We start from the raw sequence: 12,142 nt of genomic DNA on the forward strand, positions 1-12,142 counted from the left end.
CACTTACCTATATGAAAATGGGATCAGTCTTACCAGAAGCATCGCCCTCACCTAGGGTCATCACTTCATCCAAACTGACGGTGCCTTGTAGCGCCAGTTCCATTGCAGAAGCAAGCAGTGGCTTATAGTTTTCTGAGCGGCGCGCGGCTTGCGCAAAGCCAACCGCATCATTGGCGCGCAATTTATCCATCATCTCTTGCTCAAGTTCGAGCATTTCAAACACACCGATTCGGCCTCGATAACCAGTCAAGTTACAGTTTTGGCAACCTGCGCCTTTATAAAAAATGGTGCTAACTTGATTTGGGAAACGCCCAGCTAACCACTGCTGGCGAGACTCATCTAAGTGGTCTTCTGTTTTACAATCTGGGCAAACTCGGCGCACGAGACGCTGCGCCACCACGGCTCTGACTGCACTAGCAACCAAGTAACCCGGCGCACCCATATCGATCATACGTAACGCACTGTCGACAGCATCGTTGGTGTGGAGAGTACTCAATACTAAGTGACCCGTTAGTGCAGCTCGCAGACCAATTTCTACTGTCTCTTGATCACGCATCTCACCAACAAGAATTATGTCTGGGTCTTGACGTAAAAAGGTTCTAAGGACACGCGAGAAAGTTAGATCGATCTTACTGTTAACCTGTACCTGAGTGATGCGAGGCAGACGATATTCAACCGGGTCCTCTGCTGTAATGATCTTTTTCCCAGGTTCGTTGAGCTCACTCAATGCGCCGTAAAGCGTGGTGGTTTTACCGGAACCTGTCGGCCCGGTAACCAAAATCATGCCATGCGGACGCGCCAACTGTCGACGTAAGCGAGCAAGCAAGTCTGGCGGCAAGCCCGACTCTTCTAACGGACGCAAACCAGCGGACTGGTTAAGCAGGCGCATTACTACAGATTCTCCGTACTGCGTTGGTAACGTCGACATACGAATATCAATTGATTGGCCACGAACTTTGATATTGAATCGGCCATCTTGCGGCAAGCGCTTTTCAGAAATATCTAGGTGTGCCATCAACTTCAGTCGAAGAACCAAAGCCGATGCAATATTCACTTCATTTAAGAGCGTTTCATGCAATACGCCATCAATTCGCTGGCGCAAACGCAATACTTGATCGTCTGGCTCAATATGAATATCCGAAGCTCCAACCTGTACCGCATCTTCAAACATGGAATTAACCAGCTTTACAACGGTAACCTCTTCACTATCGGCTTCATCAATACCGTAATCAAAGCTTTGTACATCTTTATGCTCTTCATGCAGCTGTTCAGCAAAGGAGGCTATCTCTTTAGTACGGCGGTAATAACGGTCAAAGCTTGAAATAAGCTGACGCTCTGAAGCAACAATGAACTCAAGGTTGTATTGGCCCAACAAGTTCATCAATGATTCTTGGATGAACAAGTCCGCAGGGTCACTCATAGCAACGCGCAGTGTGTCCCCATTTCGAGCAACGACCATCGCACGTAAGCGACGTGCGTGTACCTCAGGTAGAATCTGCACGGCTTCGGCATCCACAGGCGCACGACCAAGATCGATCAGTGGCAAACCAAGCTGCTGAGACAAGAAGTCCAACATTTGCTTTTCGGTAATAAAGCCAAGGTCAATTAACGCATCCCCTAGCTTCTGCCCGGTACTGCGTTGTGCGTTTAGTGCTTGCTGGATTTGTTCTTCAGAGACGATACCTTCCTCAACCAGAAGATCGCCCAAGCGTTTTCTCAACTGAATTTTCATTGTGCGCTCTCCAACTCTTTCAAGATGCTCAAACGGTCACGGATAAATGCTTGCGATTGATTCGAAATGCCAACTTTACCCAGAGCTTGGTTGTAAGAGTTAATCGCGGCAGTAAAAGCCAGGGCGCGCTCTTGTTGAATAGCCAAACCTAACCACCAGCGCGCGTTTTCCGGCTCACGCTGAGTGAGGAGTTGATAGCTCTCAAGCGCAATGTCATTTTGCTTGTGTTTTTGTGCCAATGCCGCACGCATCGCCAAGTAATCTCGACTTGGTACTGGAGGCAAATGAACAAGCGGGCTCAGCGCCGCTTCAGGTTGATTAGCTTTCACTAACAACTTAGACAAGGCCAAGCGGAGTACTTGGTTGTTCGTATCTAGGTTGATGCCTTCTTGAATAATCTCATATGCTTTACGCGTGTCACCTTTACCAAAGTACAACGCTGATAACTTTTGACGCGTGTCTGCATTCATTGGCTCATAACGCAACGCCTCGGCATAAGCCGATAACGCCGTTTGCATATCGTTAGCATCCAGTGCTTTTTCCGCTCGGCTAACCGCTTTAAGAGATAATTGGCGGTGAGTAAGCTCAACCTGCTCAATGCGCATTGAACTGTTTTCTGATGTTGTGTGGGTTACGTGATCGTATTGCTCCTCGCTCGGCATCGTTGCTAACTGCGCGAGTAAAACTGCATCATCAGAGGCGATATTTATCTCAGATCTTGGCGTGAACCTATCAGTCTCTTGCATGTGAGGCTGTTGCGCAACCGGCTGTGTGGCTGGTTTGGTGTAAACCACTTGAGTTGTATCGGGCGTCATTTTACTCGTTGGTGAGTGAGTGCGCTCCGATGAAACAATTGGTGAGACATTCACAGACGACAGTGGCATAGCGTCGGTTTGAAACTGTGATAGCTCGCCTGAAGGGACAGGACCGCGAGAGACCGCCCAACTGCCAACCGCAAGGCTTAACGAAAAACCGGCGACAAGCCAAAGCCAAGGTTTACTGCGTGAGACACTTGGAATCTCTGCACGAGTAAGCTCTGACGGCGATGTTTTTTCAGCAAGTTCTGATAATGCTTTATTGATGGCACTCAAGGTTGACTCCATCCCCAAAATACGGGTGTTTTAAACTTAGGTTTACGGGCATCAAACGTATCGTGCATAGCGGCGTAAACATGATGATTTTTCAATAGTGTGCAACGATCATTAAATGCAGCAAGCAACGACTTGTGGCTAATTTGGTTTATCAAGCGCGGAATCCCCATGGATGAACGCCAAATCGCTTTTTTCTGTTCAATAGAAAAAATGTGTGCCCCATTGCCTGCTTTATCTAAACGATTATTGATGTAAGCCACGCCTTCATCGATAGAGAGAGGACGGAACTGGCAACTAAACGTAATGCGTTGACGAAATTGCCTTAGATCATGGTTAGCCAATCTTTCATCCAACTCTGGTTGTCCGAATAACACCAATTGAATGAGCTTATCTTGTTCCGTTTCTAGGTTGCCAAATAGACGCAATGTTTCTAAAGCTTGTGGGGAAAGAGCTTGCGCTTCATCAACGATCAAGACGGTTTTCTTTCCCAAGGCATGTACTTGAATCAAGTGCTCTTGAATGAGGGAAACGATACGCAGCGGATCATCGTTCTCGATACCCAACTCTCTGGCGACAGCAAACTGCAACTGTTCCCCATTCAACACTGGATTGGGTAAGTAAATAAGCTCAACTTCAGATTCAATCTGCTCGATCAGCTTACGGCATACCATGGTTTTTCCAGTGCCGACTTCTCCCGTCACCTTAATCACCCCTTCTCCCATTTGCACGGCAGCTAGGATGGTTTGGATCGCCTCATAGTGAGGGGCTAACCCCAAGAACATTTCTGTATTTGGGGTTAACGAAAAAGGCTGAACTCGGAATCCAAAGTGTGACAAGTACATACTCGAATCACAAACCTATTGAAAAACAGAACCTTTCCCAGCGCTTATTGCGCATCTGGGAACCACTCTTGCAGCAGATCACGAGAGCGCTCTAGCTCTTTCTGCCAAGAGTTCACGCCAACTACGGTCGGTTTTAGCAAGATGACCAATTCTGTTTTCTCAGTTACGTTATTCACGTTGCGGAACAAATGCCCCAGTGCTGGTACATCGCCCAAAAATGGGACTTTAGAAACAAGCTCACGATTTTGCTGTTTCATCAAACCGCCGATAACCACAACATCGCCATCTTTAGCACGAATAACCGAGTCTGATTCACGAATAGAGCTTTTCGCTAATGGCAGTTGGATGTTTTGGAAATCTCCGCCCAAGTTCAATTGCTTCACTTCTTCCGTGACTTCAATAACTGCGGGGTGAACATGCAGGAACACATTGCCTTTGTTATCAATTTGCGGAGTCACATCGAGGGAAATACCCGAGAAGAATGGCGTCAGTTCCACTTCAGGAACTGCATTTGAGTTTTCACCGTTGCCTGCATTGCTCGATAGCTCGGTAACAAAGTACTCATCGGTACCCACTTTAATGACAGATTTTTGGTTGTTGGCAGCGGTAATACGAGGGCTCGAAAGGACGTTCAAGTCACCTTGCGTAGACATGAAGCTCAACACTGCATTGAAGTTACCATCCGAAATAGTCACGTTAGTTTGACCGCCCAATAGCGTGCCAATCGCATCCAATGGTGGTAATGTCGACGCAGGGCGGTTGACTACGATACTACCCGAGTTACCAATTGACGCCGATAAGTTTGACCAGTTGATGCCTTGTTGGTAGCCATCATTCAACGTCACTTCTAGGATTTTAGCTTCAAGAATGACCTGGCGCTGCATGCGCTCCTGCGATACACCTAAGAACTCGCGTACTTCGCGAATATCATCTGGAAATGCTCGAACCGTAATAACTCCCGCTTGTGGCGTTACAACCACACTTTGCCCTTTGCCTGAACCAATTAGATTCGCAACAGCTTGCTGCAGCATAGGCCAGAAGTCACTTTCAGTGATGGTTTCGATGCGTGTACCACCCGTAGATGTGGTCGAGCTATCGTTGTTGTTTCCATTGTTAGAGTCTGACGAGTCAGAACTGTCTGAGCTACCACCAGAATTAGACGTACCAGCCGAGGTTACAGAGCCCGTAACAATACTGGTTAATGAGCGACCAGAACGCTTGAACTGCAGGTAATCGACTGGAATGGTCACAGTACGCATACCTGCTGGGTAGATTTGAATAACTTTGCCAGACTTCACCACGTCATAGCCATACATATTCTGTACAACATTCAGAACTTCATCCAATGTCACATCTGACAAGTTGACAGTGATATTACCTTGTACCGACGGGTGAATCGCCACGCTGTACTCTGTGCCTTTCACCAACGAGGCGAAAAAGCTTCTTGCATCGACCGCATTCGCTTGAATACGAAAACGCTTCGAGGTGCCTTGCTCTGATGCAACGTTCGAGTCTAAATTTGGCATCAAGTCTGCCTCAACAGAAGAAGGGATTTCTTCCAATGTGCGGCTGTTCGCTTGATTGATCGATTCATTGAGCGCTTCTTTAACTTCCACTGGATTCCGATGACCCATTGAACATCCCATTAAAGAAGCAATCGTTATTCCTACAACTAATTTGCGCATATCTGATCGGGCTCTGGTTATTATTGTTTTACGTTTAAATCAAAAAGCTCTAGGTCCCACTGACGGTTACCACGCTTTAAAGTTACAAATTCACTATTAATGCTCGCGACGCGATAACCCTTAAATAGCTCGCCTTTTTCGACAAGTTTGTTATCCATAATCGCGATACAATCAGTACTTGGCTTACACACAATACTGTTGAGCTTAGGCAGTCGGTACCGTTTAACTTTTGGTTTCGCTGACGTTTCAACCGCTGGTTTTTCCCAACCAAGTGGGGCCGTTGGGTCTTGGTTTGCCCAAGCGGTTCCTGCCGCTGCCATAACAAGCAATGAGATGATGAGTTTGTTAACCACCAATAAACTCCTCTCTAGATCCTAGTGTGTAGACTTCTAACACAAGCTTCGCTTTCGGGTACTCTTCGACTTTATAACTAAAGCTGCGCCAGTAATAACTCGCAGGAAGGCTCTCCAATTTATTCAGATAATTAGCAATAGAAAAATAGTCACCAGTCAGTTCCATACGAACAGGATGCACGTAGTAACCAGAGTATTGCGATGCTTCTTTATCTTCCGTTATTGGCTCAGATGGCAAGGTTTGCAGAGACAAAAGGTGAATGCCACTTTGCTGCTCCAACACATTTTCAAGCAGCTCAGCCATTTGCGAAGGTGTAATAAGATGCTCGATGATCTCCGCTAATTGCATCGAAAGATGCTGACTCTCAGCTAACAGATTAGATATCGCGCGATCAATCTCAGCATTTGGATCTTTCTTAAGTTGCGCCTGAATACGTAGCGTATCGATTTCAATCTTTTGATTGGCTTGCTTTAAATTACTTAGTTGCCTCTCATTACTGATGATCTCGTTAAGCTTTGGCTCCAATACCAGCGTAAAGAGCAACATGATCACGACAACTAAACCGCACAATGCGGTGAGCACTTTTTCACGCGTACTCATTTCGCCAAAGCGCCCTTCTAATGAGAGCCAGAATTCGTTCATTTCTCTTTATCCTCGCGCGTTTTTAGTTCAAACGTCACAATATCCTTATCATTTCGACCTATTTTGACGTCGTCAAACGTTCGGCCAACCAAGCTAATTTCATTTTTAAATTGGCTGACCCAATTTGGCACTGAGCTCGGTTTTTTCGCTAGTCCCTTCAGATCTAAGGTATGGGTATTGATTCGAATTTCGGACAAAGAAATTTCTTGGTTTCCTAGCTTCGCTAATGATTGCATCACGCCAGAGTAACCCGTGCGTTGCGAGTCATCGTATTTCCCGACAGCTTTAAGCGAGTCTCGCTTCGCCTTGACTTCACGCTCTAAGCGGGCTTTAGCTGCCAGCTTATTATTGTCAGGTTGATGTTTACGTAGCTTGACTTGATAACGTTCAAGCTCTGACTTCATGATATCGCCTTTACTTTTTACAATAGCAATCTCATCTTCCAAACCGCTGCTCTGCCAAGTGACATAACCGTAAGAAAATAGAATTGCAGCCGCCGCAACGCCCCAAGATAACGCGATATTTTTTAGCGTCAGGAGCTCTTTTTTCGGTTTTAAGTAATCGGGATATAAGTTGACGCGTCGAGTATTTGAAGTAGCCGCAGTGTCAGCCAAAACATGCCCTGATAGCTCATGTTCTGGTGGTAATAACGGTGAAACCTTAGTACTTAAACGGTAGTTCAGAGCCTGAACAAGCTCGCTCTCATCCTCTTCATCACAGCACACTTTCAATTGGTGTAATTGCACGTGGCGTAACTGAGATGAAAGATAGTCAATCGAACGTTGCAGTTCTAACGACAGACTGTCCATCTGTAAATCGCTAGACGGAACCCCCGTTAACGGTGGCGTCACACTGCGAATAGAGCGGTGGAACGCAATAGTATTTTCGACAAAAGCGCTTATACGGAAATGACCACGCACACTGCGTTGTAATAATAGGAAGTTTCCTAGTTCACCAGCAGTCTCTCCCCAAATATCGTCTTCAGGAAGAATGGCTTCTAATGGTAACTGGGCTCGACTGGCCAGTAACACAATCTTATCCAATATTTTTCGCGATAAGACGTATGCTTGCACTTTGGTTGAATTCGGTAACTCGACCGCATCGGCAATAATGTCGATGGCGCGCTCAGAGATCAGTTCTTTCAACAAAAACGGTAATGCGGCTGGCCATTCTTGACGCGGCATGACCGGTTTGTCGATTTGGTACATCTGGTAATAGTTATGAGAAAGAATAACCGTTAATGAATCATACGCACTCGCTGCAACGCTCAATGCTTGCTCAACGGCTTTTTCCCAATTGGACTCAGAAATATCAAATTGGTATGGACGACTACTTTTGATTGAAGATGATAAATAAACGGCGTCTGGCTGAATAACCAAAAAGCAGGAGCGATCACCACTAGATGATCGCTTAAGCTTGTCGAATAGTGCTTTGAAATCCATGATTATTATCTTTATTTTTTCCGCCAGCGATTTCGTCTTCCCAATTTAACTTGGGATTCTGATTGAGAATTCGGCAACGCTTGGGGACGAGGAAGAAACTGCTGCTCCGCAGAAAAGTAACGCCCTTGCCCACCATAAACCCCGAGCTCAATTAATGTGTTGAGCTCGTTCTGATTCTCAATTCCCACTGCTATAATTTTAGTTTTACTGTTTGCCGCCGCACCTAGCATACTGCGGACAAATAGCTGGTTTTCATGTCGTTGGTCGATTTTTGCTACTAAACTGCGATGAAGTTTAAGGTAACGAATGTCCACTTCTTTTAAATAGTGAGTGCTGACGATGGTACGCCCAGCCTGCCCAACCATTAAGTGGCACCCTAAACCGGCCAGCATTTTAGCGACTGGTCGCATAAAGTCTAAGTGTCTTACAAATTGTGCTTCAACAAACTCAAAACTGAGACACTTTCTCTGCTCACGTGACAACTGTAAGAGTTCATCACGAAACCATTTAAAGTACTCTCGGTTAGAAAATGGCGTTACATTCAAATTGAGCGCATACGATCTTGAGTTATCAAAATTATCCTTAAACTCTCTTAAGAATTTATTAATAACCGACTTATCCATTTGCGCTTCATAACCAACCTGTCTGATCGCAGAAATGAACCGAGATGCTTTAACAATCCCATTCTCAGGATCGCGAATCCGACATGTTAACTCTTCATATAATGATTTTTTATGCGTCGCGTCACTTATTGGGTGCACAGATTGTGCGTAGAGTATCACACTTTCAGGTGTAAGTGCTGTGTCAAATAACGTTCTCCACCTCACACTTCCGCGAGCTTCTTCATCGTGGTTCCATTTTTTGAAGCGACTCCAATTATTGTTATTTTGTAGTTGCGCACTACGCAAAGCAGTCTCGGCTTCATCAATGATTTGGCTGTGTCGCTCACCTTCTTTATAAGTGGTGATGCCAATATGGCACCAGTTGTCTGGATCAAGTGGCTCTGGCGGCATTAACTTTTCTAACTGGCGAATGCATTGCGAGGCAAGGTTAGCCACATCTTTCGCACTTTGGTGCGGTAGAAAAAGCGCAAAATCAGCATCGTAATAACGGGAAAATACAACATCTGGGTATCGTTGAACTAAATTGGACAATAAACTCCCAACTTCAACAATAAACTCATCCGTAATTTGCTTATCTTGCTCTTCTTCAACCAGTTTCCAGTCTTGAATACGAACTAGCAACACGGCGCCGCGAGCCCCGCTTTCTAGTAACGCCGATTCCAACTTGCTATCAAATAACACTCGGTTAGCGGTACCGGTTAGCTTATCAAGGAAGGTTTGAGTTCGAATAAAGGTATCAAATCGGCTTCGCTCTTGACGCGCATCTTGTAACTCTTCGATTAATACATCGAGCGCTTCACTGGCGGTGTAAGGCCATTCTTTTTTGTCACCTTTGGCATACTGCTCCACCCTACCAGCCAGGATCATTCTGCCTCGCTCTTCGAGCATTTCGGAGCCTTCTAATTGTTCCTTAAGCCATGCCACGCCGCGCATTAAGCAGAAGATGATCAATATAACGGCAAGCGTGATCGACCAAAGCGCCTGCATTGAGTAGCTGTAACCTAAGTAAGGGGGAATTGCTTTAAAGTGAATTGTGTAATCTTGATTGTGAGTCAACTGGTACTCAGCCTCAAACAAGACTGACGCTTCCATTTGATGAGAAGTATCTTTGAAGCGATAAACAACGGCGTTGTTGGTCGACAACGTCATTTCGACAATATTGGAAGCCTGCAGCATCTTCGGCATCCAGCGCTGCATAGAATAAGCGGCGTCAGGATCTTCCATCTCCTTGTCGACCACCTCTACGATCCCTTCTAAATAATGGGTGAGATATTCCTGCCCAAGACGTTTAAAAGAGAGGGTGCCACCGACAAACAAGATAAACATGGCGCAGATAACGATCATGGTGACAAAGGCCACCAGCCGTGTGCTTAACTTAAGAGTTGGGGTATACCTCATGAATACCAAATTCCTTTTTTATTCATCATATACCTTATTGAAATATTTATACTTGATAAGAGTTCATCAAACAATCGGATTAGTCTGATAGTGAGAGGCTGGAGCATAAAGAAAATCACACTCATTGATAAGTTTTATTGTTACGCCTAACCTTGCCAAGAGAAGCCTGTGAAATCATTAGATTGCGACAATAAAAAAGGCCGCGATATTCGCGGCCTTTTCGATTCAAGCATAAGCAGAATTTAAAAGGGTTATGGTTACCTTGAAGGAAAAGCCGTACTTTAAGACATTGTTAAACAAAGAATAAAACCAAAACACCATAAAAAACGTAAAGAATTTCGTAAAAAAATCCACGAAAAGCAATGAAACTTTACAAAAACACATTAAGCTTCTTGTATGTAATGATACATTTTAGCCGTATAGTAGTACACGTTTCACTAGCCATTCATTGTCACAGAAAAGTCTTCTGGTTACTAAGTATGTACTGCTACTCTAGAAACTCCTCGATTTCATCTTCTCTAAACCATCCAGCATCAATACTTGTTTTTTTTACCATGGATGGGTTTTGTGTATATGCCACAACGGCCAAACTCTTCTCTGCACGACTACAAATTACATACAGAAGTCTTCTCGTGCGTGACAATACTGATTCTGTTCCTGTTGATTCATTACGACTATCTGTACTAGATAATGGTTTCGCTCCAAACAGTTTTTCATAACTAAACAAGAAACCATTCGCGTCTTCATCATCAATGATTGCCATAACTCTATCAAACTCTAGCCCTTTAACGCCCTGATGTGTTCCGTAACCAAGTTTCTCGTTGATATAGAGTGAATAGCTCTTTAACTGATTTATTGGTGCTAGAATAGCGAGTTCCCAAGCTGCAATTTGTGGTGCTTTTTCTTCTTCATCATCATCTTTACCTTCGACAAGAAGAGCACTCAAGATCTCTGGTAGTACTAAGAGGGAATTGTCATGAACAAACTTCAAAACATCCCTTATATTTGGCTCTTCTTCCATTAACAGAGATTTGAGCCTATCTACAGCATCATTAGTTTGCTTTAGAACCAACAAAGGATCATTCGAGAACTCTATATTGTAACTGGCAGATACAAGTTTCGAGTGTCTTTTTAAGATAGCCATTACAGCAAAATTATTCTCAGCTAACACTGCATCACTTAAGGCCAGTAGTTGGTCGCTAAGAAACTTAAAGACTCCACTAGTGCCATTTAATAAAGGGTCTCGTAATGAATCGACCTTAGATAATGGCGTAAAAAAAGCATCAAATTGACCTCTGCTAGCAGCCATAGCGTGCTCTAATGTCAAAACCCTAACACCATCTCTTTGAGTCCACGCAGCATCATTAGTTAACTCTTTCATTCGGTTTCGGACAGATGCTTCTATTTCGGGCTTCTTAGAGCATGATGATTCAACTATAAATAACCTAATAAAACCTTCTTCCGCATTGTCATCAGGAACCTGCTGATGACCATCTCCATCTTTTCGAATAGTGTTTATCAGACTCACTATTCTCTTAGGACTACGAAAGTTGCTCTCCTTTATAGGAGCCATCCAACCCTCAGGTAAAGGTTGCCCAAGGTCTTCTTTTCCTCCGCTATAGATTCGTTGCATTAGGTCACCAAAAAGACCTAAAGAAAAAACCTTGTCATTAAGACTCTGAGTAAAAATGAATGCCTCTAACAATGCTTTCTCTGTATCTTGGCTTTCATCGATCAATAATATTGGGAACTTATTGACTAATACGCTTCTAAAAAGAGTGCTACTCATTAAGAAATACGTAGCTATTTTAATGACTTCTGAATGAGTGAGAGATCCCAAATCCACCCTATGCGTTATCGGGCTATAGGTGAATTGTTTAATATCATCTAATTGACTAAGGCGTTTCTCTTTTGATTTCTTTCGTCTGGCATTTTGTAATGCGGTCTTACCTTGGAGATCTCTAGCTCGACTAAGCTTATATTCTAAATCATCAATTTCTCGTTGTAGTTCTACTCTTAACCACGCCTTAATATCTTGGGTAAATGGTTGAATCAACTCCCAAACAAAACTATGAATAGTAGATACTGCAAAAATTGGGTCATAAGCCAATCTATGTTGTATTTCATTACACGCTGCATTTGTATATGTGATTACAGCGACACGCTGCCCCTTTCTCACAAACTCTTGAATATTATTACCGCGAACAGCTTGCAACACATTTACGAGTGTCCGAGTTTTTCCTGAACCTGCCCCTGCAAGTAAATTACCACCTTCTAAAGAAGGTGGCTTTGTGTGAGCCCCCTAAAAGGGGGCCTTTGTTTAGTCCAGCGCC

At 44.3% G+C, this 12,142-nt stretch carries 8 protein-coding genes and 1 pseudogene; all 9 read right to left on the reverse strand.

The window, feature by feature from the left end; translation table 11 throughout:
* Window positions 1–7: 7 nt before the first annotated feature.
* Window positions 8–1,732: a GspE/PulE family protein gene (locus R7Z49_RS18790; RefSeq protein WP_005381188.1), complete on the reverse strand. Its 1,725-nt coding sequence runs from the start codon at window positions 1,730–1,732 to the stop codon at window positions 8–10.
* Window positions 1,729–2,823, reverse strand: a complete 1,095-nt coding sequence (locus tag R7Z49_RS18795; protein WP_186584632.1) for a tetratricopeptide repeat protein — start codon at window positions 2,821–2,823, stop codon at window positions 1,729–1,731. The genes R7Z49_RS18790 and R7Z49_RS18795 overlap by 4 nt, the downstream gene beginning before the upstream one ends.
* Entirely contained in the window at window positions 2,820–3,665 is an 846-nt protein-coding gene (locus tag R7Z49_RS18800; RefSeq protein WP_186584631.1) for an ExeA family protein, read from the reverse strand. Before R7Z49_RS18800 ends, R7Z49_RS18795 begins: the two co-directional genes overlap by 4 nt.
* 44 nt (window positions 3,666–3,709) lie before the next feature.
* A complete protein-coding gene (gene mshL / locus R7Z49_RS18805) occupies window positions 3,710–5,350 on the reverse strand; it encodes a pilus (MSHA type) biogenesis protein MshL (protein WP_005388471.1) in 1,641 nt (546 codons plus the stop codon).
* Window positions 5,351–5,370: 20 nt separating this feature from the next.
* Window positions 5,371–5,703, reverse strand: coding sequence for a hypothetical protein (locus R7Z49_RS18810; protein ID WP_005381196.1), 333 nt, complete (start codon window positions 5,701–5,703; stop codon window positions 5,371–5,373).
* Window positions 5,696–6,346, reverse strand: a complete 651-nt coding sequence (gene gspM / locus R7Z49_RS18815) for a type II secretion system protein GspM (protein WP_005381197.1) — start codon at window positions 6,344–6,346, stop codon at window positions 5,696–5,698. The genes R7Z49_RS18810 and gspM overlap by 8 nt, the downstream gene beginning before the upstream one ends.
* A complete protein-coding gene (locus R7Z49_RS18820; RefSeq protein ID WP_005387799.1) occupies window positions 6,343–7,788 on the reverse strand; it encodes a hypothetical protein in 1,446 nt (481 codons plus the stop codon). Before R7Z49_RS18820 ends, gspM begins: the two co-directional genes overlap by 4 nt.
* Window positions 7,789–7,799: 11 nt before the next feature.
* Complete coding sequence (gene csrD / locus R7Z49_RS18825) at window positions 7,800–9,809, reverse strand: RNase E specificity factor CsrD (RefSeq protein WP_005381201.1); 2,010 nt, start codon at window positions 9,807–9,809, stop codon at window positions 7,800–7,802.
* A 487-nt stretch (window positions 9,810–10,296) separates the two neighbouring features.
* Window positions 10,297–12,060, reverse strand: a pseudogene (locus R7Z49_RS18830) (UvrD-helicase domain-containing protein); the annotation flags it as partial.
* Window positions 12,061–12,142 lie beyond the last annotated feature (82 nt).

Source organism: Vibrio sp. 1562 (assembly GCF_033340155.1).
GTDB lineage: Bacteria > Pseudomonadota > Gammaproteobacteria > Enterobacterales > Vibrionaceae > Vibrio > Vibrio alginolyticus.